Source organism: Neisseria meningitidis (genome assembly GCF_022869645.1).
GTDB lineage: Bacteria > Pseudomonadota > Gammaproteobacteria > Burkholderiales > Neisseriaceae > Neisseria > Neisseria meningitidis.
The window spans coordinates 850,605-876,715 of sequence record NZ_CP064367.1; the positions used below are offsets into that span (position 1 = coordinate 850,605).

18 protein-coding genes, 3 pseudogenes and 1 CRISPR repeat array are annotated in these 26,111 nt (G+C 54.0%); of the genes and pseudogenes, 17 read left to right on the plus strand and 4 right to left on the minus strand.

The window, feature by feature from the left end; all coding sequences use genetic code 11:
* The first annotated feature begins 622 nt into the window (after positions 1–622).
* The 10 genes and pseudogenes from IUJ45_RS04420 (at position 623) to IUJ45_RS04470 (ending at position 12,817) form a co-directional block, all read left to right on the plus strand.
* Positions 623–1,465, plus strand: a complete 843-nt coding sequence (locus IUJ45_RS04420; protein ID WP_002222980.1) for a class II glutamine amidotransferase — start codon at positions 623–625, stop codon at positions 1,463–1,465.
* 28 nt (positions 1,466–1,493) lie between these two features.
* Complete coding sequence (locus IUJ45_RS04425) at positions 1,494–1,958, plus strand: transcriptional regulator NrdR (protein ID WP_002246402.1); 465 nt, start codon at positions 1,494–1,496, stop codon at positions 1,956–1,958.
* Positions 1,959–1,989: 31 nt separating this feature from the next.
* On the plus strand, positions 1,990–3,099 hold the full coding sequence (ribD, locus tag IUJ45_RS04430) for a bifunctional diaminohydroxyphosphoribosylaminopyrimidine deaminase/5-amino-6-(5-phosphoribosylamino)uracil reductase RibD (protein ID WP_002246403.1): 1,110 nt from the start codon (positions 1,990–1,992) through the stop codon (positions 3,097–3,099).
* A 194-nt stretch (positions 3,100–3,293) separates the two neighbouring features.
* The gene (locus IUJ45_RS04435) at positions 3,294–4,715 is read left to right on the plus strand and encodes a lipopolysaccharide biosynthesis protein (protein WP_002246404.1); all 1,422 of its coding nucleotides are present in this window, start codon (positions 3,294–3,296) and stop codon (positions 4,713–4,715) included.
* Positions 4,712–5,782, plus strand: coding sequence for a glycosyltransferase family 4 protein (locus IUJ45_RS04440; protein ID WP_002253811.1), 1,071 nt, complete (start codon positions 4,712–4,714; stop codon positions 5,780–5,782). The genes IUJ45_RS04435 and IUJ45_RS04440 overlap by 4 nt, the downstream gene beginning before the upstream one ends.
* Positions 5,783–5,801: 19 nt before the next feature.
* A pseudogene (pglH, locus tag IUJ45_RS04445) lies at positions 5,802–6,969 on the plus strand (glucosaminyl-a1,3-N,N'-diacetylbacillosaminyl-a1-diphospho-di-trans,octa-cis-undecaprenol synthase PglH).
* Positions 6,962–8,203: a NeuD/PglB/VioB family sugar acetyltransferase gene (locus IUJ45_RS10970; protein ID WP_082308637.1), complete on the plus strand. Its 1,242-nt coding sequence runs from the start codon at positions 6,962–6,964 to the stop codon at positions 8,201–8,203. The pseudogene pglH and the gene IUJ45_RS10970 overlap by 8 nt, the downstream one beginning before the upstream one ends.
* A 130-nt stretch (positions 8,204–8,333) precedes the next feature.
* Complete coding sequence (locus tag IUJ45_RS04460) at positions 8,334–9,509, plus strand: DegT/DnrJ/EryC1/StrS family aminotransferase (protein WP_082308712.1); 1,176 nt, start codon at positions 8,334–8,336, stop codon at positions 9,507–9,509.
* 47 nt (positions 9,510–9,556) lie between these two features.
* Complete coding sequence (gene pglD, locus IUJ45_RS04465; protein WP_002246409.1) at positions 9,557–11,467, plus strand: NADH-dependent dehydratase PglD; 1,911 nt, start codon at positions 9,557–9,559, stop codon at positions 11,465–11,467.
* Between the two features lie 57 nt (positions 11,468–11,524).
* Positions 11,525–12,817 (plus strand): valine--pyruvate transaminase, encoded by a 1,293-nt coding sequence (locus IUJ45_RS04470; RefSeq protein WP_002227629.1) that lies wholly within the window; start codon positions 11,525–11,527, stop codon positions 12,815–12,817.
* Between the two features lie 51 nt (positions 12,818–12,868).
* Here the strand turns inward: IUJ45_RS04470 and IUJ45_RS04475 are convergent, their stop codons facing one another.
* Entirely contained in the window at positions 12,869–13,705 is an 837-nt protein-coding gene (locus IUJ45_RS04475) for a PHP domain-containing protein (RefSeq protein WP_002236118.1), read from the minus strand.
* An 8-nt stretch (positions 13,706–13,713) separates the two neighbouring features.
* Here IUJ45_RS04475 and IUJ45_RS04480 point away from each other — a divergent pair, with 8 nt between their 5' ends.
* Entirely contained in the window at positions 13,714–13,956 is a 243-nt protein-coding gene (locus IUJ45_RS04480) for a hypothetical protein (protein WP_079278899.1), read from the plus strand.
* Positions 13,957–13,997: 41 nt separating this feature from the next.
* On the opposite strand, the gene IUJ45_RS04485 is transcribed toward IUJ45_RS04480, so the two are convergent.
* The 3 genes from IUJ45_RS04485 to IUJ45_RS04495 are packed head-to-tail and all read right to left on the minus strand — an operon-like array spanning position 13,998 to position 14,632.
* Positions 13,998–14,207 carry an oxidoreductase-like domain-containing protein gene (locus tag IUJ45_RS04485; protein ID WP_002237341.1) on the minus strand — a complete coding sequence of 70 codons (210 nt, stop codon included), beginning with the start codon at positions 14,205–14,207 and terminating at the stop codon, positions 13,998–14,000.
* Positions 14,185–14,418: an RNA-binding S4 domain-containing protein gene (locus IUJ45_RS04490; protein WP_002237342.1), complete on the minus strand. Its 234-nt coding sequence runs from the start codon at positions 14,416–14,418 to the stop codon at positions 14,185–14,187. The genes IUJ45_RS04485 and IUJ45_RS04490 overlap by 23 nt, the downstream gene beginning before the upstream one ends.
* A 58-nt stretch (positions 14,419–14,476) precedes the next feature.
* On the minus strand, positions 14,477–14,632 hold the full coding sequence (locus IUJ45_RS04495; protein ID WP_153312950.1) for a hypothetical protein: 156 nt from the start codon (positions 14,630–14,632) through the stop codon (positions 14,477–14,479).
* A gap of 324 nt (positions 14,633–14,956) precedes the next feature.
* On the opposite strand from IUJ45_RS04495, the gene dnaE reads away from it, so the two are divergent.
* The 6 genes and pseudogenes from dnaE to IUJ45_RS04525 form a co-directional block, all read left to right on the plus strand.
* Positions 14,957–18,391: a DNA polymerase III subunit alpha gene (gene dnaE, locus IUJ45_RS04500; protein WP_002249454.1), complete on the plus strand. Its 3,435-nt coding sequence runs from the start codon at positions 14,957–14,959 to the stop codon at positions 18,389–18,391.
* Positions 18,392–18,669: 278 nt separating this feature from the next.
* Positions 18,670–21,918, plus strand: coding sequence for a type II CRISPR RNA-guided endonuclease Cas9 (cas9, locus tag IUJ45_RS04505; RefSeq protein ID WP_002249455.1), 3,249 nt, complete (start codon positions 18,670–18,672; stop codon positions 21,916–21,918).
* A 66-nt stretch (positions 21,919–21,984) separates the two neighbouring features.
* Positions 21,985–22,899 (plus strand): type II CRISPR-associated endonuclease Cas1, encoded by a 915-nt coding sequence (gene cas1 / locus IUJ45_RS04510; protein ID WP_002214563.1) that lies wholly within the window; start codon positions 21,985–21,987, stop codon positions 22,897–22,899.
* On the plus strand, positions 22,892–23,218 hold the full coding sequence (gene cas2 / locus IUJ45_RS04515) for a CRISPR-associated endonuclease Cas2 (RefSeq protein ID WP_002214566.1): 327 nt from the start codon (positions 22,892–22,894) through the stop codon (positions 23,216–23,218). Before cas1 ends, cas2 begins: the two co-directional genes overlap by 8 nt.
* A gap of 63 nt (positions 23,219–23,281) precedes the next feature.
* Positions 23,282–24,505: direct repeats of the CRISPR family, unit length 36 nt; unit sequence ATTGTAGCACTGCGAAATGAGAAAGGGAGCTACAAC.
* Positions 24,506–24,944: 439 nt separating this feature from the next.
* Positions 24,945–25,247: pseudogene (locus IUJ45_RS04520) on the plus strand (transposase); the annotation flags it as partial.
* A 138-nt stretch (positions 25,248–25,385) separates the two neighbouring features.
* Positions 25,386–26,093, plus strand: a pseudogene (locus tag IUJ45_RS04525) (IS5 family transposase); the annotation flags it as partial.
* Positions 26,094–26,111: the final 18 nt, after the last annotated feature.

The window sequence follows — 26,111 nt, forward strand, 5'->3', positions numbered from 1 at the left end:
CGCGCGGGTTTGACGCACGATGATGATTTTCCATCATCTTTCTCCGCAAAAGCGGGAATCCGGTCCGTTCGGTTTCGGTCGTTTCCGATAAGTTCCCGTTGCTTTTCATTTCTAGATTCCCACTTTCGCAGGAATGACGGTGGAAAGGTTTTTGTTGTTTCGGAGAAGTTTCTGCAACCCTAGAATCTCGTTATTTCCACAAAAAACAGAAACCCAAAACAGCAACTTAAAACCTCGTCATTCCCGCAAAAGCGGGAATCCAGTCCGTTCGGTTTCGGTCGTTTCCGATAAGTTCCCGTTGCTTTTCATTTCTAGATTCCCACTTTCGTGGGAATGACGGCGGAAGGGTTTTGGTTTTTTCCGATAAATTCTTGAGGCATTGAAATTCCAGATTCCCGCCTGCGCGGGAATGACGGCTCAAAAGTTACGGAACGAAAAACAACCAAAACCGGACAAGTCGGATTCCCGCCTGCGCGGGAATGACGGAATCTTAAGTTTCCGTCTTTGTTTTCTGTTTTCTGTTTTCGAGGGAATAACGGGGAACAAGCCGTATTTCAGACGGCATTTTCAGTTCGGGGTATAATCCGAATACTTGCGACCATCTGAATCATTGGGACAAACCATGTGTCAACTGCTGGGCATGAACTGCAATACGCCGACCGATATTATGTTTTCCTTTGAAGGCTTCCGCCGCAGGGGCGGCATTACCGACCACCATGCCGACGGTTTCGGCATCGGCTTTTTCGAAGGCAAAGGCGTGCGCCTGTTCCATGACGACAAACCCAGTGCCAATTCGCCCGTCGCCGACCTCGTGCGCGCCTACCAGATTAAATCGGAAAACGTCGTCGCCCATATCCGCAAAGCATCACAAGGACAAACCTCGCTGGCGAACACCCATCCCTTTATGCGCGAAATGTGGGGCGGCTACTGGCTGTTTGCCCACAACGGACATTTGATTGATTTTTTTCCCGAACAGGGCGAATTTTTCCACCCCGTCGGCACAACCGATTCCGAACGCGCGTTCTGCCACATCCTTAACCGCCTGCGCACCCGCTTTGCCGCCCGTCCCGACGACGACACGCTGTTTGACGCGATTGCGGGGCTGACGCACGAAATCCGCAAGTTCGGGCTGTTTAACTTTATGCTTTCAGACGGCATTGCCCTGTTTGCCCACGCCAGCACACTACTGCACTACATCGTCCGCCAAGCCCCGTTCGGCAAGGCGCGCCTGCTCGACGACGACGTGATGGTCGATTTTGCCGAAGTAACCACGCCCTCCGACCGCGTCGCCGTTATCGCCACCCTGCCGCTGACCCGCGACGAATCATGGTCCCAACTTGCCGTGGACGAACTGGTCATGTTCCGCGAAGGCAACATCGTCCGACACGACCGTCCCGAAAACCCCGTCTATATGAGTGCCGAAGAAGGTCTGGAAATCGCCCGCGCCGCCGGCGTATCGGTTTGACGTTCAGACGGCATCAGGAAGAAACGCCATGAAATGCCCGTTTTGCGCCCACCCCGACACCCGCGTTGCCGATTCGCGTCTGATGGAAGAACGCAACGCCGTGCGCCGCCGCCGCCACTGCCCCAACTGCGGCAAACGCTTCGGCACGCTCGAAACCGCCGAACTCAAAATGCCCGCCGTCATCGGTCCGGACAAAAAACGTTCGCCCTTCAATGCACAACGCCTCCGCAACGACCTGACCGCCGCCGCCCGAAAATCCGCCCTGACACCCGAACAGATCGACGAAACCGTCCGCCTGACGGAACACAGGCTCTACACTTCGGGTCAGCGCGACATCCCCTCTGCCGCACTTGCCGACATGGTGCTAAAAGAGCTGCTTGAGCACAACACGGAAGCCGCCGTCCGTTTCGCCGCCCTGCACAAACGCTTCGACAATCCGGCAGACTTTGCCTCGTGGCTGGCGCAAGCCGTCAAAACAGGCGGCAAAGCCTGATTCCCCCAACCCATACTGATACGGTATCCCCATGTTTTCGGACACAGATATATCCATGATGGAAAACGCCCTCCGACTTGCCGCTTTGGGGCGTTTTTCCACTTCGCCCAATCCGCGCGTCGGCTGCGTTATCGCACACGGCAGCCAAGTTGTCGGGCAGGGCTTCCACGTCAAAGCGGGCGAACCGCACGCCGAAGTCCACGCCCTGCATCAGGCGGGCGAAATGGCTCAAGGCGCGACCGCCTTTGTTACCCTCGAACCGTGCAGCCATTACGGGCGCACACCGCCCTGCGCCGAAGCTCTGCTCCGTTCCGGCGTAACACGCGTCGTTGCCGCCATGCGCGACCCCAACCCGCCGGTTGCAGGCAAAGGGTTTGCCATGCTCGAAGCAGCAGGCATCAAGACGGAATGCGGTTTACTCGAACATCAGGCAAGGGAACTCAACCGAGGCTTCCTGTCGCGCATCGAACGCCGCCGCCCCTTTGTCCGCCTCAAATGCGCCGTTTCGCTGGACGGCAAAACCGCCCTTTCAGACGGCAGCAGCTTTTGGATTACCGGCGAAGACGCGCGTGCCGACGTACAGGTTTTGCGTGCCGAAAGCTGCGCGGTGCTGACCGGCATCGGCACGGTGTTGGCGGACAATCCCCGGCTCAACGTCCGCGCTTTTCCAACTTTGCGCCAACCCGCACGCATCGTTTTAGACAGCCGCCTGCGCCTGCCCTTGGACAGCCACCTTCTGACCGACGGACAATCTCCAACCTACATCGCCACCTTGGAACGCGATGAAGATAAACTCCGCCCCTATCGGGAACACGCACACATCCGCATCCTGATGCCGTCTGAAACGGCAGACGGCAAAATCGACCTGCACCACCTGATGCGCCTCCTTGCCGACGAAGGTTTCGGCGAAATCATGGTCGAAGCAGGCTCCGAACTCACATCCGCATTTTTGGCAGAAGATTTGGCGGACGAAATCGTTTTATACCGCTCGCCCAAAATCCTCGGCGGCGGCAGCGGTTTATTTTGCCTGCCCGAAAACCGCGCCGCCCTTTCCGCACCGCCCTTGTGGACACCTGTTTCAAGCGAAATCCTCGGACACGACATCAAAACCGTGTTCCGAAAAAACGGCAACGCCTTTTAAAGGGTTTGCGCCATTTCACTATATAATAACGCCGATAAAAAACGGCACCATTCAGACCGCCGCCCACCCGAAAAAGCGCAACCCGGACTGCCGCACCCCGCCGGCAGCCGCGACGGCCTGAAAGCCGTCAAATTCCGATCAAGAAAGGCTTCAGACGACACAGGCAGAATCCCGCTGCCGACCGGACATCAAAAATGGACACAAAAGAAATCCTCGGCTACGCGGCAGGCTCGATCGGCAGCGCGGTTTTAGCCGTCATCATCCTGCCGCTGCTGTCGTGGTATTTCCCTGCCGACGACATCGGGCGCATCGTGCTGATGCAGACGGCGGCGGGACTGACGGTGTCGGTATTGTGCCTCGGGCTGGATCAGGCATACGTCCGCGAATACTATGCCGCCGCCGACAAAGACACTTTGTTCAAAACCCTGTTCCTGCCGCCGCTGCTGTCTGCCGCCGCGATAGCCGCCCTGCTGCTTTCCCGCCCGTCCCTGCCGTCTGAAATCCTGTTTTCGCTCGACGATGCCGCCGCCGGCATCGGGCTGGTGCTGTTTGAACTGAGCTTCCTGCCCATCCGCTTTCTCTTACTGGTTTTGCGTATGGAAGGACGCGCCCTTGCCTTTTCGTCCGCGCAACTCGTGTCCAAGCTCGCCATCCTGCTGCTGCTGCCGCTGACGGTCGGGCTGCTGCACTTTCCGGCGAACACCGCCGTCCTGACCGCCGTTTACGCGCTGGCAAACCTTGCCGCCGCCGCCTTTTTGCTGTTTCAAAACCGATGCCGTCTGAAGGCCGTCCGGCGCGCACCGTTTTCATCCGCCGTCCTGCATCGCGGCCTGCGCTACGGCATACCGATCGCACTAAGCAGCATCGCCTATTGGGGGCTGGCATCCGCCGACCGTTTGTTCCTGAAAAAATATGCCGGCCTAGAACAGCTCGGCGTTTATTCGATGGGTATTTCGTTCGGCGGAGCGGCATTATTGTTCCAAAGCATCTTTTCAACGGTCTGGACACCGTATATTTTCCGCGCAATCGAAGCAAACGCCCCGCCCGCCCGCCTCTCGGCAACGGCAGAATCCGCCGCCGCCCTGCTTGCCGCCGCCCTCTGCCTGACCGGCATTTTCTCGCCCCTCGCCTCCCTCCTGCTGCCGGAAAACTACGCCGCCGTCCGGTTTATCGTCGTATCGTGTATGCTGCCTCCGCTGTTTTGCACGCTGGTAGAAATCAGCGGCATCGGTTTGAACGTCGTCCGCAAAACGCGCCCGATCGCGCTCGCCACCTTGGGCGCGCTGGCGGCAAACCTGCTGCTGCTGGGGCTTGCCGTACCGTCCGGCGGCGCGCGCGGCGCGGCGGTTGCCTGTGCCGCCTCATTTTGGCTGTTTTTTGTTTTCAAGACCGAAAGCTCCTGCCGCCTGTGGCAGCCGCTCAAACGCCTGCCGCTTTATATGCACACATTGTTCTGCCTGGCCTCCTCGGCGGCCTACACCTGCTTCGGCACTCCGGCAAACTACCCCCTGTTTGCCGGCGTATGGGCGGTATATCTGGCAGGCTGCATCCTGCGCCACCGGAAAGATTTGCACAAACTGTTTCATTATTTGAAAAAACAAGGTTTCCCATTATGAAAATCGTTTTGACCACATCTATGGCAGGCTTGGGCGGCACGGAAACCGCCACCGTCCGCCTCGGCAGGCTACTCAGGCAGCACGGACACGACATCATGCTTGCCTCTTCGGACGGACCGTTGCTCAAAGAGGCGCAAGCCTTGGGCATACGTTGGCAACCCGTCAATTTCTATCGCGGCGGCCTTTTCGGCTACCTCAAAGGTATGATTGCCTACGCCCGAATGCTGCGGCGCGAACAACCCGACATCATCGACTGCCAAATGGCGCGCGTCGTACCCGCCTGCGCCCTTGCCGCCAAAATCGTTTCGCCGAAAACCAAAATCATCTACCACTCGCACGGTTTGGACGCGGCAACCTACCCCAAAATCGCCAAACTCTTCGACAAGCTGGGCGTGTACATCATCGGTAACTGCAAACACGAACGCGAAAAACTCATCCGCCACGGTTTCCCCGCCGACCGGATTGTCTACGCCTACAACGCACTCCCCCCCCCGGAATTTCCTTTCTGGAAAACCGTCAAAGGCTGCGTCATGCTCGGCACGCTGTCGCGTCTGGACACCGTCCGCGCCGTGCATCTGATGCTGGACATTTTCAAAAAAATGGTCGACCGCGATATGCCCGTACGCCTGAACGTGGCGGGCATAGGCGAAGAAATGGACAATTTGAAAGCGCAGGCGGAACGTCTGGGCATAGACGGCAAAGTTACCTTCCTCGGCGGCGTGCGCGATTTGACCGCCTACTTCAAAGACGTGGATATTTTGGTGAACACGCCCCACTGCATCGGCGACCACGGCGCAGGCGTGGGCAACAACATCTTAGAAGCCGGACTTTACGACACGCCCGTCGTTACCTACGATATGGCGGGCATTTCCGAAATGGTCGTCAACGGGGAAACGGGTTACTGCATCCCCTTCGGCGACGAAGAAGCCTTTATCGCCGCCGTAGACACGCTCGTCAGACAACCGCTGTTGCGCGAAGCAATGGGCAAAAGGCTGCACGCACACGTCGCCGCACTCTGTTCCGACGACGAAATCTACCGTACCACCATGGCGGCGTATACCATGTAATGCCGTCTGAAAGCCGCCGATGAACATCACCATAGTCGCCCCTTATTGCTCGCTGCCGTCCGAACCGTATTTCAACCGCTTTTGGTATCTGGCAGAACGATTGTCGCAATCGCACGACGTGTTGCTGATTACCAGCCGTTTCCGCCACTACGACAAATCATTCAGACGGCATGAAGATGCTGCCGCCACTTCAAACGGCAGGCTGCGCGTCAAGCTGCTGGACGAACCTGGCTACCGAAAAAACGTCTCCCTCGCCCGCGTCGCCAGCCACCGCGTATTCGTCCGCAATTTGGCACGCTGGCTGCACAGCCCGCAGGCGGCGGAACAGGACATCGTCTATTCTGCCTATCCGCTGATGGCGACCAACCTGCTGTTGGGCAAACACAAAGCGCGTTTGGGCTACAAACTGATTGTCGATGTGCAGGACGTATGGCCGGAGTCTTTCTCCTCGGTCGTACCATTTTTGAAAAAAGTACCGCACAAGCTGCTGCCCTTTGCTTCACGCGCCAACCGTGCCTACCGCTGCGCCGACGCGCTGGTTGCCGTATCGCAGACTTATCTCGACCGCGCCAAAGAAGCCAATCCGAACGTACCCGGCGAAGCCGTCTATATCGGTACGGATTTTGCCGCCATCGCCCCCCCCCCCGCGATTCCGCTCCAAAACCACCCGCCTTTTCTACTTGGGAACGCTCAGTTACAGCTACGACGTGGAAACCGTGTGCAAAGGTGTTCGGAAACTTTTAGACGACGGCGAAAACGTCGAATTGCACATCATGGGCGGCGGCCCCGACCTAGAAAAGCTGAAACAGCATGAAAACCGCGCCATCAAGTTTTACGGCTACCTCCCCTACGCCGACATGATTTCCATCGCCAAAGGCTGCGACATCGCCGTCAACGCCATCCATAGCCACGCCATGCAATCGGTTACCAACAAACTTTCCGACTATATGGCTTTGCAAAAACCGATTTTAAACAGCCAGACCAATGCCGAAGTCCTCGGCCTCTTGAACCTACTACCGCACGAAAACTACCGTTCCGGCGACGTGGACAGCTTCGTTCAAGCCGCCAAAGATATTTTGAAACGCAAAAACGACCCCGTTCAGTCCGACGAAATCGTCCGCCGCTTCAGGCGCGACATTTCCTATCGGAAAATCGTCAACCTGATTGAAAGATTGGCAAATGAGTAAAGCCGTCAAACGCCTGTTCGACATCATCGCATCCGCATCGGGGCTGATTGTCCTCTCACCCGTTTTCCTGATTTTGGCGTACCTCATCCGCAAAAATCTAGGCTCGCCCGTGTTCTTCATCCAAGAGCGGCCGGGCAAAGGCGGCAAACCGTTTAAAATGATTAAATTCCGCTCTATGCGCGATGCGGTCGATAAATACGGCAACCCGCTGCCGGACAGCGAACGCCTGACCGATTTCGGCAAAAAACTGCGTGCCGCCAGCCTGGACGAACTGCCCGAACTGTGGAACGTCCTCAAAGGCGACATGAGCCTGGTCGGCCCGCGCCCGCTGCTGATGCAATATCTGCCGCTGTACGACAACTTCCAAAACCGCCGCCACGAAATGAGACCGGGCATTACCGGCTGGGCGCAGGTCAACGGGCGCAACGCGCTTTCGTGGGACGAAAAATTCGCCTGCGATGTTTGGTATATCGACCATTACAGTTTTTGGCTGGATATGAAAATCCTGTTTTTGACAGTCAGAAAAGTCTTGATTAAAGAAGGTATTTCGGCGGAGGGCGAAGCCACTATGCCCCCTTTCACAGGAAAACGCAAACTTGCCGTCGTCGGCGCGGGCGGACACGGAAAAGTCGTTGCCGACCTTGCCGCCGCACTCGGCACATACGGCGAAATCGTTTTTCTGGACGACCGCGCACAAGGCAGCATCGACGGCTTTCCCGTCATCGGCACGACTCTGCTGCTTGAAAACAGTTTATCGCCCGAACAATACGACGTCGCCGTCGCCGTCGGCAACAACCGCATCCGCCGCCAAATCGCCGGACGAGCCGCCGTGCTCGGCTTCAAACTGCCCGTCCTGATTCATCCGGACGCATATGTTTCCCCGTCGGCAACCGTCGGTCAGGGCAGCGTCGTGATGGCTCAGGCAGTCGTACAGGCAGGCAGCGTATTGAAAGACGGCGTGATTGTGAACACTGCCGCCACCGTCGATCACGACTGCCTGCTTGACGCTTTCGTCCACATCAGCCCGGGCGCGCACCTGTCGGGCAACACGCGTATCGGCGAAGAAAGCTGGATAGGCACGGGCGCGTGCAGCCGCCAGCAAATCCGTATCGGCAGCCGCGCAACCATTGGAGCGGGCGCAGTCGTCATACGCGACGTTTCAGACGGCATAACCGTCGCGGGCAACCCGGCAAAGCCCCTGCCGCGCAAAAACCCCGAGACCGCGACAGCATAAGCGATTAAAATACACCCCCGTACAGACCGATTTTGACAACACCTGCGGCGTGCACCCGATTCCTCGGAACACGCCCCCTTCAGACGGCATAGGGTCGGAAATGCCGTCTGAACCCGACGGACAAACCATCATGTTGAACACTTCCCTTTCCCCGTGGCCCTGCTTCACCCAAGAAGAAGCCGATGCCGTTTCCAAAGTCCTCTTGTCCAACAAAGTCAATTACTGGACGGGCAGCGAATGCCGCGAATTTGAAAAAGAATTCGCGGCATTCGCCGGTACGCAATACGCCGTCGCCCTTGCCAACGGCACGCTGGCGCTCGATACCGCGCTCAAAGCAATCGGCATAGGCGCGGGCGATGATGTGATTGTCACTTCGCGCACTTTCTTGGCTTCCGCGTCCTGCATTGTGAACGCGGGCGCAAATCCCGTGTTTGCTGATGTGGATTTGAACAGCCAAAACATCAGCGCGGAAACCGTCAAGGCCGTGCTGACCCCGAATACCAAGGCGATTATCGTGGTTCACCTTGCCGGTATGCCTGCCGAAATGGATGGCATTATGACTTTGGCAAAAGAACATGATTTGTGGGTGATTGAAGACTGCGCCCAAGCGCACGGCGCAAAATACAAAGGCAAATCCGTCGGCTCTATCGGACACGTCGGCGCGTGGTCGTTCTGCCAAGACAAAATCATGACCACCGGCGGCGAAGGCGGTATGGTTACGACCAACGACAAAACCCTGTGGGAAAAAATGTGGTCGTACAAAGACCACGGCAAAAGCTACGATGCCGTGTACCACCGCGAACACGCGCCCGGTTTCCGCTGGCTGCACGAAAGTTTCGGCACAAACTGGCGTATGATGGAAATGCAGGCGGCAATCGGGCGCATCCAGCTCAAACGCCTGCCCGAATGGACTGCCTGCCGTCAAGCGCACGCCGCCAAGCTGGCGGAAAGCCTAGGCAAATTCAAAAGTATCCGCTTGGTTGAAGTCGCCGACTACATCGGACACGCGCAATATAAGTTCTACGCTTTCGTCAAACCCGAACACCTCAAAGACGGCTGGACGCGCGACCGCATCGTGAACGAACTGAACGCACGCAAAGTCCCCTGCTATCAAGGCAGCTGCTCCGAAGTCTATTTGGAAAAAGCCTTCGACAACACGCCTTGGCGACCGAAAGAGCGTTTGAAAAATGCTGTCGAACTGGGCGACACCAGCCTGATGTTCTTGGTGCACCCGACGCTGACCGACGGCGAAATCGCGTTCTGCAAAGAACACATCGAAGCCGTATTGGCAGAAGCCACACGATAACCCTTCAGACGGCATATGCCGCCTGAAAGCACATACCGCCCCACGATATGACTCTGGAAACCCTGATCGCCCTGCCGCGCAACATCAAGAAAATCTGTTTCCTCATACACGATTTTCTGATGATTTTCATTGCCTTTTGGTTCACCCAAAGCCTAAAGGCCGACTACTCGAACGAATGGTTCGACCCTGCCAACTGGCAGTCTTTCCTATTGACCGCGCTGTTGACCATCGGTCTGTTCGTCAGAATGGGGCTCTACCGTGCCGTTACACGCTTCATCAGCTTCCGCATCCTCTCCACCGCGCTGGCAGGCAGCCTCGCCTCCGCCGTATTGTTCTTCCTCAACACATTGATTTTTGAAGAAAGGCTGCGCCTCGCCCTGCCGATTGTCTATTTCTTACTGCTGTTTGTTTCCGTGACCGGCTCGCGTATGGTTTTGCGCGGGCTGTTGTCCGAACACCCCAAAAAACAGATGACCCCCGTCATTATTTACGGCGCGGGGCAGGCGGGCAGACAGCTTCTCGAGGCCGTCAAACAAATGCGCGAATATTCCGCCGCCGCCTTTGTGGACGACGACCCCAAACTGTGGCACACCGTCATCTACGACCTTGCCGTTTACCAGCCCGATGCCATCGCCTTCCTCATCGAACGCTACGGCGTGGAAAAAATCCTGCTCGCCATCCCCGGCGCGACCCAGGAACAACGCCGCCGAATCATCAACAAACTGGAAGCCTATCCCTGCGAAGTGTTGACCATTCCCGGAATGAAAGACCTGATGGACGGGAAAATCAGCATCGGCACGCTCAAAAAAATCTCCGTGTCCGACCTGCTCGGGCGTGATTCCGTCACACCCGACGACCGCCTGATGAGTGCCGACATCGAAGGCAAAACCGTCATGGTAACCGGCGCGGGCGGCTCCATCGGTTCGGAACTCTGCCGCCAGATTATCCGCCGCCGCCCCGAAAAGCTGCTGCTGTTCGAGTTATCCGAATTCGCCCTGTACGCCATCGAAAAAGAATTGCGCGAAACCTGCATCCAAAAACGCCTCGACACCGAAATCCTGCCCTTTCTCGGTTCGGTGCAAAACCGCACGCTGCTCGAACACGTCATGACCGCCTTTTCCGTTGCGACCGTCTATCACGCCGCCGCCTACAAACACGTCCCCATGGTCGAATTCAACACCGTCGAAGGCATACGCAACAACATCTTCGGCACACTCGAGTGCGCGCTTGCCGCCACGACATCGGGCGTAAGAACTTTCGTCCTCATCTCCACCGACAAAGCCGTCCGCCCCACCAACACCATGGGTGCCAGCAAACGCATGGCGGAACTCTGCCTTCAGGCACTCGCCGCCGAACCCGGACAGAAAACCCGCTTCAGCATGGTACGTTTCGGCAATGTTTTAGGTTCGTCCGGCTCCGTTGTCCCGCTGTTTGAAAAACAGATTGCAGAAGGCGGCCCGCTTACCCTGACCCACCCCGACATCACACGTTATTTCATGACCATACCCGAAGCCGCCCAACTCGTCATACAGGCAGGCGCGATGGGTACGGGCGGCGACGTATTCGTCCTCGACATGGGTGAATCCGTCAAAATCATCGACCTTGCCCGCCAAATGATTACCTTAAGCGGCCTCAAACCCAAAACACCCGAACAACCCGACGGCGACATCGAAATCCTCATTACCGGACTGCGTCCCGGCGAAAAACTCTACGAAGAGCTGCTCATCGGCGACAACGTCCGCAAAACCGGCCATCCGCGCATTATGACGGCTGACGAGGCGATGCTGCCGTGGCACGAGCTCTCTGTCCTGCTCGACCGCATCCGTGCGGCCTGCGACCGTTACGACCAGCAGGCAATCCGCACCCTGCTCATCAACGCCCCGACCGGCTTTACCCCAAGCGACGGTATCTGCGACCTGCTTTGGGTACGAGAAACACACAGAAAAAATGCCGTCTGAACCTTCAGACGGCATAACGTACAAACCAACCTACCTTACACACACACGGAGTTTGACATGCAGTTTTCGGCATTCGGCGAAAAATTCACGCAACACAGCGGCATCCTCCAACTGATGGACGACCTCGGCGACGCGCTCAAAAGCGACAAGCCCGTCAACATGCTCGGCGGCGGCAACCCGGCGCGCATTCCGGAAATCGATCGGGCGTTCGCCGACATATTCTCCAAACTGGCGGCAGAACACGCCGTCGAAAACATCGGCAACTACTCCAACCCCCAAGGCGATGCCGCGCTGATTGACGCGTTGACCGCCTTCCTCAACCGCGAATACGGCTGGAACCTGACCGCCGACAATATCGCGCTGACCAACGGTTCGCAAAACGCGTTTTTCTATTTATTCAACCTCTTCGGCGGCAAATTCAAGCTTTCAGACGGCACATCCGCAGAAAAAGCCATTTTGTTGCCGCTCGCGCCCGAATACATCGGCTATGCCGACGTACATATCGAAGGGCAGCACTTCGTTTCTGTCAAGCCCAAAATCGAAAACGTCGAACACGAAGGCGAAGCAGGCTTCTTCAAATACCGCGTGGACTTTGACGCACTGGAAAACCTGCCCGAACTCAAAGCGGGCAAAATCGGCGCGATTTGCTGTTCGCGCCCGACCAACCCGACCGGCAATGTGTTGACCGACGGCGAAATGGCACGTTTGGACGCTTTGGCGCGTGAACACGGGATTCCGCTGATTATCGACAACGCCTACGGAATGCCGTTCCCCAACATCATTTACAGCGACGTAACGCTGAATTGGCACGAAAACATCATCCTCTGCTTCAGCCTTTCCAAAGTCGGCCTGCCGGGCGTTCGCACCGGCATCATCGTCGCCGCGCCCGAAGTCGTCAAAGCCGTCAGCAGCCTGAACGCGATTGTGAACCTTGCCCCCACGCGCTTCGGCGCGGCCATCGCCGCCCCGCTGCTGGAAAGCGGCGAGATGAAACGGCTTGCCGACCAAGTCATCCGGCCGTTTTACCGCAATCAGGCGCAAACCGCCGTCTCGCTGCTCAAGCGCGAGCTGGGCGCGTACCCGATGAAAATCCACAAACCCGAAGGCGCGATTTTCCTGTGGCTCTGGTTTGAAAACCTGCCCGTTTCTTCGCAAACCCTGTACGAAATGCTCAAAGCCGAAGGTACGCTGATTATTCCGGGCGAGCATTTCTTCGTCGGCATCGACACGCGGGATTACCCGCACGCGGGCGAGTGCATCCGCATGAGCATCGCGCAGGACGCTCAAACGCTGGAAAAAGGCATCGCCGCCATCGGCAAAACCGTCCGAAAACTGTACGACAACGTTTAAACCGCAAAAAATGCCGTCTGAAAGGTTTTCAGACGGCATTTTTATCTGCATTCAATATCGGGAAAAATGCGCCCACACCGGCCTGCAGTTTTCCGGCAGTTCGGGACACGCGCCGAGAATGCCGCCGCTAAAGTCGTTTAAACGGTGGAAGTCGCTGCCCGCGCTGGCGAGCATACCGAAGCGTTCTGCCAAAAGCGCGTAGTTGAGGCGGTCGTTTTTGCAGCAGTTGCCGCTGTGGACTTCGATGCCTGCGCCGCCGAGGTTTTTAAATTCTTCAAACAGATTGCGCTTGGCGGTGGCGGACAAATCATAACGCATCGGATGGGCGATGACCGCCAACCCGCCCGCGCCGTTGACGGCGGAGACGCAGTCTTCCAGCGTCGCCCATTCGTGGCGGACGGCGCAGGATTTGCCGTCGCCCAAGTATTTGGTGAACGCCTGCTGCTTGTTTTTGACGTGTCCCACCCGAATGAGGAACTCGGCGACGTGTGTGCGGCTGACCATTTCTTTGTTTGCCGCCAGCGCGAGCGCGCCGTCGTATGCGCCCGAAATGCCGCGTTTTTCCAGCTTGGCGGCGATGGCTTCGAGGCGTTTCAGACGGCCTTGCCGCACTTGCGCCAACAGGTTTTGCAGGTTTTCGTCTTGTTCGTCAAAGTCTAAGCCGACAACGTGTATGGTACGCCCGCGCCACGTTACGGAGATTTCCACGCCGTTAATCAGGCGCAAACCGAGCCTGTCGGCTTCGGCACGCGCTTCGGCGATGCCGCCGGTGTGGTCGTGGTCGGTCAACGCCAGCAGCGTGCAGCCGTTTTGATGCGCGAGGCGCACAACTTCGGCGGGGGAGAGCATACCGTCGGAAACGGTGGAATGGCAGTGCAGGTCTATCATAAGGCGTTATGTGCGTGGTAAATGGTGGGCAGGGTGTTTCAATATTGTCGGGCGGTGTGGCGGCGGTGATTTCAAAAAACAAGTGTATGGCAAATGCAAAGGAAAAGCCGCTATGCCGTCATTCCCGCGCAGGCGGGAATCCAGACTTTGATTTATTGGAAATGTTTAAGGTTAACCGCTATTTCAAACTTCCGGATTCCTGCTTTCGAGGGAATGGCGATATGACCGTTTTCAATTTTAATCTACTATAAAAGACTGTCTGAAAACGTGGTTTTATCAAGCCGAACTGGTTTCAGACGGCATTTTCGTCTTCCGCCCAACCCGCTTCTTTCAACTTCCGCCGTTGCGCGTCGTAGCGTGCCTTATCCGCCCAGTAAATCGTCTGAATGCACGCCTCGCCGCAGTCGCTGCCGCAGCATTCCCACAACTCAGGGCGGACGGGTTCTTCTAAAAGCGGCTCGCCCAAAAGGGCTTCGGCTTTATACTTCAGGGTCGTATCCATCGGCGATTTCCAAGCGCGCGCCGTCAAACTCGATGACTTCGCCGCCGCGTATTTTGGCGGTTTTACGGGTTTCGGTTTCGCCGTTGCGCAACACCAGCCCTTCGGCGATAAATGCTTTTGCCTGTCCGCCGCTTTCGGCAAGTCCGGCCAATTTCAAGAGGTCGCACAGGGCGATGTATTCGTTGTCTTCGAGATAGACGGTGGCTTCCATAATGTTCCCTTGCAGAAAGAGGCCGTTATTGTAGCACCTGCCGCCGCCGTACCCAAAATTACCGCAAAACCGGCAGCACATCCCACACCAGCTGTTCCGTAAAAGTAAAAATGCCGTCTGAAACCCCATATGCCGCCATCCGATCAAAGAAATCCTGTCCAACGGCAAGCTGCAAATCCTGTTCCCCGACGAATCCGCATTGACGCTGATGCACATCCTCAAACGCGAACTGCCCGATACACCGGCAATCGGCATCAAAACGAAATCAAAAACCTGTTTGAACGTAAAATCGATTTAACTGCTTGCCATCCGTCCGAATAATGTATATAGTTCTTTATAACTAGTTTGATAGTCCTTTATATCTATCAATACTCCTTGGGAAGCCTCCACCACACGGTAGGAGGCATTTTTTTGCCGTCGTAAAAGCTCAAAAACATTTGCAGGTCATGCCGTCTGAATCCGAAACAGCATTACCTACACCGCCATCTAAAGACAACCCTGCTACAATACGCCTTTTATTGTTCACGCCGATTTTGCCATGACCGAGCCGACCTACATCCCCCTGCGCCTGCATACCGAATTCTCGATTACCGACGGTATGGTGCGGATTAAAAAACTGATTGCCAAAGCGCAGGAATACGGTTTGCCTGCTTTGGGCATCAGCGATTTGATGAACGAATTCGGTTTGGTGAAATTCTATAAAACCTGCCGCGGCGCAGGGATTAAACCCATCGGCGCGGCGGACGTGTGGATAGGCAATCCGAATGCGCCCGACAAGCCGTTCCGCGCCATGCTGATTATCCGCAACGATGCGGGCTATCTGCGCTTGAGCGAGCTTCTGACGGCGGCTTATGTCGGCAAAGACCGCAATATCCATCATGCGGAACTCAATCCCGAATGGCTGGAAAACGGCGACAACAGCGGCTTGATTTGTTTAAGCGGCGCGCATTACGGCGAAGTGGGCGTGAATCTCTTGAACGGCAATGAAGACGCGGCGCGTGCGGCGGCGTTGAAATATGCGGCATGGTTTCCCGATGCGTTTTATTTAGAGCTGCAACGCCTGCCCGAACGCCCCGAATGGGAGGCTTGCGTTTCCGGCAGCGTGAAGCTGGCGGAGGAACTGGGTTTGCCGGTGGTGGCGACCCACCCGACGCAGTTTATGAGCCGCGACGATTTCAACGCGCACGAGGCGCGGGTGTGTATCGCAGGCGGCTGGGTATTGACGGACAAAAAACGTCCGCGCGATTTCACGCCGGGCCAGTTTTTCATTCCGCCGGAAACCATGGCCGAACGTTTCGCCGATTTGCCTGAAGCCTTGGAAAACACGGTAGAAATTGCCAAACGCTGCAACCTGCACATCACATTGGGCAAAAACTTCCTGCCCCTTTTCCCCACGCCCGACGGTTTATCACTCGATGACTATCTCATCAAACTCTCCAACGAGGGTTTGCAGGAACGCATGGTTCAGCTTTATCCCGACGAAGCGGAACGCGCAGAAAAAATGCCGGAATATCAGGAACGTTTGGATTTTGAGCTGAACATCATCATCCAGATGAAATTTCCCGGCTATTTCCTTATCGTACAAGACTTTATCAACTGGGCAAAAACGCACGGCTGTCCGGTGGGGCCGGGGCGCGGTTCGGGCGCAGGCTCGCTGGTGGCGTATTCATTGAAGATTACCGACCTTGATCCGCTCAAATACGCGCTGCTGTTTGAACGTTTCTTAAACCCCGAACGCGTCTCCATGCCCGACTTCGACGTTGACTTCTGTCAGGCAAACCGCGGCCGCGTGATTGAGTATGTGCGCGAAAAATACGGCGCGGAGGCGGTCAGCCAGATTGTTACCTTCGGCACGATGTCGTCTAAAGCGGTCATCCGCGACGTGGGGCGCGTGTTAGAGCTGCCGTTTATGCTGTGCGACAAACTGTCCAAGCTGATTCCGTTGGAAGCCAACAAACCTCTGGGTTTGGACGACGCGATGAAGGCGGAGCCGCAGATTCAGGAATTAATCGAAGCGGAAGAAGCGGACGAACTCATTACGCTGGCGAAAAAGCTGGAAGATTTGACGCGCGGTCTGGGTATGCACGCGGGCGGCGTGTTGATTGCGCCGGGCAAGATTTCCGATTACAGCCCCGTGTATCAGGCGGATGAATCCGCCTCTCCCGTATCCATGTACGACAAGGGCGACGTGGAAGACGTGGGTTTGGTGAAATTCGACTTTTTAGGTCTGCGTAACCTGACCATTATCGAAATGGCGCAGAACAACATCAAAAACACCACCGGCGATATCGTCGATGTCGGCAAAATTCCGCTCGACGACCAAGCCGCCTACCAAATCTTCCGAGATGCGAACACCACCGCCGTGTTCCAGTTCGAGTCGACCGGCATGAAAAAAATGCTGAAAACGGCGCATACGACCAAGTTTGAAGAACTGATTGCCTTCGTATCGCTCTACCGCCCCGGCCCGATGGACAACATCCCCGACTTCGTCGCGCGCATGAAAGGCCAGGAATTCCAATACATCCATCCGCTGCTCGAAGGCATCCTCGCGCCGACCTACGGCATTATGGTGTATCAGGAACAAGTGATGCAGGCGGCGCAGATTATCGGCGGCTACTCGCTCGGCGGCGCGGACTTGCTGCGCCGCGCGATGGGTAAGAAAAAGCCCGAAGAAATGGTGAAACACCGCGAAATCTTCGCCGAAGGCGCGGCGAAACAAGGCATTTCGCGCGAAAAATCCGACGAAATCTTCAACTACATGGAAAAATTCGCCGGCTACGGTTTCAACAAATCCCACGCCGCCGCCTACGCCCTGATTTCCTACCAGACCGCATGGCTCAAGGCGCACTACCCCGCCGAATTTATGGCGGCGACGATGTCGTCCGAATTGGACAACACCGACCAGCTCAAGCATTTCTACGACGACTGCCGCGCCAACGGCATCGAGTTCCTGCCGCCCGACATCAACGAATCCGACTACCGCTTCACGCCGTATCCGAACATGAAAATCCGCTACGCACTCGGCGCGATTAAAGGCACGGGCGAAGCCGCCGTCGAATCCATCATCGCCGCGCGGCAAAGCGGCGGCAAGTTTACCGGCCTCTTGGACTTCTGCGAGCGCGTCGGCAAAGAACACATGAACCGCCGCACCCTCGAGGCCCTGATACGCGGCGGCGCGTTCGACAGCATCGAACCCAACCGCGCCATGCTCTTGGCGAACATCGACCTCGCTATGGACAACGCCGACCAAAAAGCCGCCAACGCCAATCAGGGCGGACTTTTCGATATGATGGAAGACGCCATCGAACCGGTGCGGCTCATCGACCTGCCGAGGTGGAGCGAATCGGAAAAACTCGCCGAAGAAAAAACCGTCATCGGCTTTTACCTGTCCGGTCACCCGTTCGGCCCGTATGCCCAAGAAGTCCGCCAAATCGCACCGACCAAATTAGACCGTCTGAAGCCGCAAGACAGCGTGCGCCTCGCCGGATTCGTTACCGCCGTGCGTACGATGATGGGCAAGCGCGGCAAAATCGCCTTCGTCAGCCTTGAAGATTTGAGCGGACAGGTTGAAATCATGGTCGGCGGTCAGACGTTGGAAAACTGCGCCGACTGCCTCAAAGCTGACCAAGTGCTGATTATCGAATCCAAAGTCAGCCGCGACGACTACGGCGGCGGCGACGGGCTGCGTATTCTGGCAAACCAAGTCATGACCCTGCAAACGGCGCGCGAACGCTACGCCCGCAGCCTCAGCCTCGCCCTCGCCCCGCATCACGACATCGGCGGACTGGTACAACTGCTTGCCGCCCACCAACTGCCCGACACGCCGCGCATCCCGCTGCAACTGTCGTATGCCAACGAAAAAGCGTCGGGCAGGCTTCAAGTGCCGCCGAAATGGACGGTTACGCCGAGTTCCGCATTGTTCGGCGAACTGGAAACATTGCTCGGCAGCCGGTCGGTGCGCGTCAACTGGTAACCCAAAATATAAATGCCGTCTGAAGCCCAAAAACCGGTTTCAGACGGCATTTTTTAACTGAAATAAACGATGCCCCTTAAAGCAGAAGCTTTAAGGGGCAGAGCGTTGCGGCACATCTTTTCAGACGGCCTTATTGTAGCAACGGTTCTCATTTCGCAGTGCGACAATATGTTTGGGATTCTAGCCGTTGTGAGATGATAAGTCAATAATCTATTTGTATATAAATAAGACAATAAGATATATTATCATTATTTGCAACGTTGTTTACGGAGTAATAAATGGCTGCCTTCAAACCTAATCCAATCAACTACATCCTCGGCCTCGATATCGGCATCGCATCCGTCGGCTGGGCGATGGTAGAAATTGACGAAGAAGAAAACCCCATCCGCCTGATTGATTTGAGCGTGCGCGTATTTGAGCGTGCCGAAGTACCGAAAACAGGCGACTCCCTTGCCATGGCAAGGCGTTTGGCGCGCAGTGTCCGCCGCCTGACCCGCCGTCGCGCCCATCGCCTGCTTCGGGCCCGCCGCCTATTGAAACGCGAAGGCGTATTACAAGCCGCTGATTTTGACGAAAACGGCTTGATCAAATCCTTACCGAATACACCATGGCAACTTCGCGCAGCCGCATTAGACCGCAAACTGACGCCTTTAGAGTGGTCGGCAGTCTTGTTGCATTTAATCAAACACCGAGGCTATTTATCGCAACGGAAAAACGAGGGCGAAACTGCCGATAAAGAGCTTGGCGCTTTGCTCAAAGGCGTAGCCGACAATGCCCATGCCTTACAGACAGGCGATTTCCGCACACCGGCCGAATTGGCTTTAAATAAATTTGAGAAAGAAAGCGGCCATATCCGCAATCAGCGCGGCGATTATTCGCATACGTTCAGCCGCAAAGATTTGCAGGCGGAGCTGATTTTGCTGTTTGAAAAACAAAAAGAATTTGGCAATCCGCATGTTTCAGGCGGCCTTAAAGAAGGTATTGAAACCCTACTGATGACGCAACGCCCTGCCCTGTCCGGCGATGCCGTTCAAAAAATGTTGGGACATTGCACCTTTGAGCCGGCAGAGCCGAAAGCCGCTAAAAACACCTATACCGCCGAACGTTTCGTCTGGCTGACCAAGCTGAACAACCTGCGTATTTTAGAGCAAGGCAGCGAGCGGCCATTGACCGATACCGAACGCGCCACGCTTATGGACGAGCCATACAGAAAATCCAAACTGACTTACGCACAAGCCCGTAAGCTGCTGGGTTTAGAAGATACCGCCTTTTTCAAAGGCTTGCGCTATGGTAAAGACAATGCCGAAGCCTCAACATTGATGGAAATGAAGGCCTACCATGCCATCAGCCGTGCACTGGAAAAAGAAGGATTGAAAGATAAAAAATCCCCATTACGCCTTTCTCCCGAATTACAAGACGAAATCGGCACAGCATTCTCTCTGTTCAAAACCGATGAAGACATTACAGGCCGTCTGAAAGACCGTGTACAGCCCGAAATATTAGAAGCGCTGTTAAAACACATCAGCTTCGACAAGTTCGTCCAAATTTCCTTGAAAGCATTGCGCCGAATTGTGCCTCTAATGGAGCAAGGCAAACGTTACGATGAAGCCTGCGCCGAAATCTACGGAGACCATTACGGCAAGAAAAATGCGGAAGAAAAGATTTATCTGCCGCCCATCCCTGCCGACGAAATCCGCAATCCAGTCGTCTTGCGCGCCTTATCTCAAGCCAGAAAAGTCATTAACGGCGTGGTTCGGCGTTACGGCTCACCTGCGCGTATCCATATTGAAACGGCAAGGGAAGTAGGCAAATCATTTAAAGACCGCAAAGAAATTGAGAAACGTCAGGAAGAAAACCGTAAAGACCGTGAAAAAGCCGCCGCCAAATTCCGAGAGTATTTCCCCAATTTTGTCGGCGAACCCAAATCCAAAGATATTCTGAAACTGCGCCTGTACGAGCAACAACACGGCAAATGCCTGTATTCGGGCAAAGAAATCAACTTAGGCCGTCTGAACGAAAAAGGCTATGTCGAAATTGACCATGCCCTGCCGTTCTCGCGCACATGGGACGACAGTTTCAACAATAAAGTGCTGGTATTGGGCAGCGAAAACCAAAACAAAGGCAATCAAACCCCTTACGAATACTTCAACGGCAAAGACAACAGCCGCGAATGGCAGGAATTTAAAGCGCGTGTCGAAACCAGCCGTTTCCCGCGCAGTAAAAAACAACGGATTCTGCTGCAAAAATTCGATGAAGACGGCTTTAAAGAACGCAATCTGAACGACACGCGCTACGTCAACCGTTTCCTGTGTCAATTTGTTGCCGACCGTATGCGGCTGACAGGTAAAGGCAAGAAACGTGTCTTTGCATCCAACGGACAAATTACCAATCTGTTGCGCGGCTTTTGGGGATTGCGCAAAGTGCGTGCGGAAAACGACCGCCATCACGCCTTGGACGCCGTCGTCGTTGCCTGCTCGACCGTTGCCATGCAGCAGAAAATTACCCGTTTTGTACGCTATAAAGAGATGAACGCGTTTGACGGTAAAACCATAGACAAAGAAACAGGAGAAGTGCTGCATCAAAAAACACACTTCCCACAACCTTGGGAATTTTTCGCACAAGAAGTCATGATTCGCGTCTTCGGCAAACCGGACGGCAAACCCGAATTCGAAGAAGCCGATACCCCAGAAAAACTGCGCACGTTGCTTGCCGAAAAATTATCATCTCGCCCCGAAGCCGTACACGAATACGTTACGCCACTGTTTGTTTCACGCGCGCCCAATCGGAAGATGAGCGGGCAAGGGCATATGGAGACCGTCAAATCCGCCAAACGACTGGACGAAGGCGTCAGCGTGTTGCGCGTACCGTTAACACAGTTAAAACTGAAAGACTTGGAAAAAATGGTCAATCGGGAGCGCGAACCTAAGCTATACGAAGCACTGAAAGCACGGCTGGAAGCACATAAAGACGATCCTGCCAAAGCCTTTGCCGAGCCGTTTTACAAATACGATAAAGCAGGCAACCGCACCCAACAGGTAAAAGCCGTACGCGTAGAGCAAGTACAGAAAACCGGCGTATGGGTGCGCAACCATAACGGTATTGCCGACAACGCAACCATGGTGCGCGTAGATGTGTTTGAGAAAGGCGACAAGTATTATCTGGTACCGATTTACAGTTGGCAGGTAGCGAAAGGGATTTTGCCGGATAGGGCTGTTGTACAAGGAAAAGATGAAGAAGATTGGCAACTTATTGATGATAGTTTCAACTTTAAATTCTCATTACACCCTAATGATTTAGTCGAGGTTATAACAAAAAAAGCTAGAATGTTTGGTTACTTTGCCAGCTGCCATCGAGGCACCGGTAATATCAATATACGCATTCATGATCTTGATCATAAAATTGGCAAAAATGGAATACTGGAAGGTATCGGCGTCAAAACCGCCCTTTCATTCCAAAAATACCAAATTGACGAACTGGGCAAAGAAATCAGACCATGCCGTCTGAAAAAACGCCCGCCTGTCCGTTAAATTAATCTATCCCTGTTTCAGGCGGCCTGAAGCAGGGATTTTTTATATAAAAATAAGGGGAAAAACATGACTTGGCGCAGCCTGCTTATTCAAAACGGCGGCAAACTATCCTTGCAACGCCGGCAACTGCTGATTCAACAAAACGGCGAGTCCCACACCGTACCATTAGAGGACATCGCCGTTATCATCATCGAAAATCGCGAAACCCTGATTACCGCCCCGCTCCTATCAGCCTTAGCCGAGCATGGTGCAACCCTGCTGACCTGCGACGAGCAGTTCCTGCCCTGCGGACAATGGCTGCCTTATGCCCAATATCACCGCCAACTTAAAATCCTCAAACTGCAACTGAACATAAGCGAACCCTTAAAAAAGCAACTCTGGCAACATATCGTCCGCCAAAAAATCCTGAACCAAGCATTTGTCGCAGACGAAACAGGCAATGATCTTGCAGCCAAACGGCTGCGCACTTTGGCATCTGAAGTCCGTTCAGGCGATACAGGAAACCGTGAAGCCCAAGCTGCCGCCCTCTACTTTCAAGCCCTCTTTGGCGAAAAATTTACCCGTAATGACAACAACGCCGTCAATGCCGCATTGAACTACACCTACGCCGTACTCCGTGCCGCAGTTGCACGCGCCCTGACCTTATACGGTTGGTTACCTGCATTAGGCTTGTTTCATAGAAGTGAACTCAATCCATTTAATCTCGCCGATGACTTTATCGAACCCTTACGCCCATTGGCCGACCTGACCGTGATACATTTGTACGAACAAGGCCGTCTGAAAACTGAACTGACGCTCGGCATCAAACAACACCTCATCAAAATCCTCTACTATCAAACCAGCATCGAACGGCAACATTTCAGCACCTTGGCTGCCATCGACAAAATGATTTCGTCATTTCAAGCCGGCGTAACCGATAAAAACGCCAAACAACTGAAACTGCCTGAAATCCTACCATTGAAAGAATACCAATATGAGTGAGGCCAAATTTATGAGGATTATCGTCTTCTTCGACCTACCGGTTATCACGGCGGCAAAGCGCAAAGCCGCCAATCAATTCCGCCAGTTTTTATTAAAAGACGGATACCAAATGCTGCAACTTTCCGTATACAGCCGTATCGTCAAAGGCCGCGATTCGTTGCAAAAACACCACAACAGACTGTGTGCAAACCTTCCGCAAGAAGGCTCAATCCGCTGTTTGGAGATAACAGAAAAGCAATATGCCGCCATGAAACTGCTGTTGGGCGAGCTGAAAACCCAAGAAAAAAAGGTCAATTCAGACCAATTATTGTTATTTTAAGCCCATTTTTTCATAACAAATAAAACGGGAAACCCTTATGAAATAAGGATTTCCCGTCGAAGTATTGTAGCACTGCGAAATGAGAAAGGGAGCTACAACTGGACATCTCAAAGGACACCATAGACGCAAATTGTAGCACTGCGAAATGAGAAAGGGAGCTACAACGCAAAATCTTATGTATGATAATTGGCAGGAATTGTAGCACTGCGAAATGAGAAAGGGAGCTACAACTTAACATCGTGTATTGGGTTATTATTTTAAATTGTAGCACTGCGAAATGAGAAAGGGAGCTACAACGTTTTGTGGCAATGGTTTCCGCCGTGGGTAATTGTAGCACTGCGAAATGAGAAAGGGAGCTACAACCCGCATTGATGCGTAAACTCGCCGTTATTGATTGTAGCACTGCGAAATGAGAAAGGGAGCTACAACTAAAAAAGGCAGAACAATTACAAAAAGAAAATTGTAGCACTGCGAAATGAGAAAGGGAGCTACAACTAATTACTCGGCGTATGTATTTCTATTTGGATTGTAGCACTGCGAAATGAGAAAGGGAGCTACAACTGCAGACGATGACGGAGCAGCCTGCATCATATTGTAGCACTGCGAAATGAGAAAGGGAGCTACAACAAGCGGGTGCGGTTTTAGCACTGGCTACCCATTGTAGCACTGCGAAATGAGAAAGGGAGCTACAACACTACTGCGTTTGCTATCTGAAACGAATTTATTGTAGCACTGCGAAATGAGAAAGGGAGCTACAACAAGCACCTTGAATCAATACAAAAGCGAAATATTGTAGCACTGCGAAATGAGAAAGGGAGCTACAACACTACTGCGTTTGCTATCTGAAACGAATTTATTGTAGCACTGCGAAATGAGAAAGGGAGCTACAACTCGTTCAAACAACAGTACAAAAAAAGGCATATTGTAGCACTGCGAAATGAGAAAGGGAGCTACAACCGCATTTGCAAAATTTAGTGGGTTGCCGTTATTGTAGCACTGCGAAATGAGAAAGGGAGCTACAACTAACTGGATTGCACACGGTCAAAGTTAAAGATTGTAGCACTGCGAAATGAGAAAGGGAGCTACAACATTCGGGTCGCAACAGAAACCTTTACCAAAATTGTAGCACTGCGAAATGAGAAAGGGAGCTACAACAAAGAAAGCGAGCTTGTAAAAAGGCAGAAGATTGTAGCACTGCGAAATGAGAAAGGGAGCTACAACTTAATTTCCGGCTGGGAATGGATACAAAAAATTGTAGCACTGCGAAATGAGAATGGGCGCTACAACCAGCCGTTGCGATAAGCGAACGTGCGTTAAAGTCATTGAGACACAGTGCAATTATGGCAAGAAAGGCGACAGATATTGTGTCACAGATTTGAAATAAGAAAAAACCGCCCACTCACAGAGTAGGCGGAAAACTTGCGTTTTTTTGATTGTGGTCGGGTTAGCTACTGCATTGACTTAACAGCAAAGCAACCGCTAAAATGAACTTGTGGTTCACTTCAACGGACAGCAGCAACTTTTTCCCACGCATAAGGAATTTAAGCATTTTAGCTTCTCCTAGTGAAGTTAATCACACAGGCGAGAGCCGAACAAAAATCCCCGTTGCAGCGGGGATTTTTGCTGTTCCCTGTTTGATGATTAAACTAAAATCTTGCAAAATGAGACCTTTGCAAAATTCCCCAAAATCCCCTAAATTCCCACCAAGACATTTAGGGGATTTCTCATGAGCACCTTCTTTCAACAAACCGCCCAAGCCATGATTGCCAGACACATCGACCGTTTCCCGCTATTGAAGTTGGACCAGGTGATTGATTGGCAACCGATCGAACAATACCTGAACCGTCAAAGAACCCGTTACCTTCGAGACCACCGCGGCCGTCCCGCCTACCCGCTGTTGTCCATGTTCAAAGCCGTTCTGCTCGGACAATGGCACAGCCTCTCCGATCCCGAACTCGAACACAGCCTCATCACCCGCATCGATTTCAACCTGTTTTGCCGTTTTGACGAACTGAGCAGCATAGTGGATTAACAAAAACCAGTACGGCGTTGCCTCGCCTTAGCTCAAAGAGAACGATTCTCTAAGGTGCTGAAGCACCAAGTGAATCGGTTCCGTACTATTTGTACTGTCTGCGGCTTCGTCGCTTTGTCCTGATTTTTGTTAATCCACTATACTTTATGCCGCTACCGCAACTGGCTGGCGCAAGATAATACCCTGTCCGAATTGCTCAAACTGATTAACCGACAACTGACCGAAAAAGGCTTAAAAATAGAGAAAGCATCCGCCGCCGTCGTTGATGCCACCATTATTCAGACCGCCGGCAGCACACAGCGTCAGGTCATAGAAGTCGATGAAGAAGGACAAATCAACGGCCAAACCACACCGAGTAAGGACAGCGATGCCCGTTGGATCAAGAAAAACGGCCTCTACAAACTCGGTTACAAACAACATACCCGTACCGATGCGGAAGGCTATATCGAGAAACTGCACATTACCCCCGCCAATGCCCATGAGTGCAAACACCTGTCGCCGTTGTTGGAAGGACTGCCCAAAGGTACGACCGTCTATGCCGACAAAGGCTACGACAGTAAGGAAAACCGGCAGCATCTGAAAGAACATCAGTTACTGGACGGCATTATGCGCAAAGCCTGCCGCAACCGTCCGCTGTCGGAAACGCAAACCAAACGCAACCGGTATTTGTCGAAGACTCGTTATGTGGTTGAACAGAGCTTCGGTACGCTGCACCGTAAATTCCGCTATGCGCGGGCAGCCTATTTCGGGCTGCTCAAAGTGAGTGCGCAAAGCCATCTGAAAGCGATGTGTTTGAACCTGTTGAAAGCCGCCAACAGGCTAAGTGCGCCCGCTGCCGCCTAAAAGGCAGCCCGGATGCCT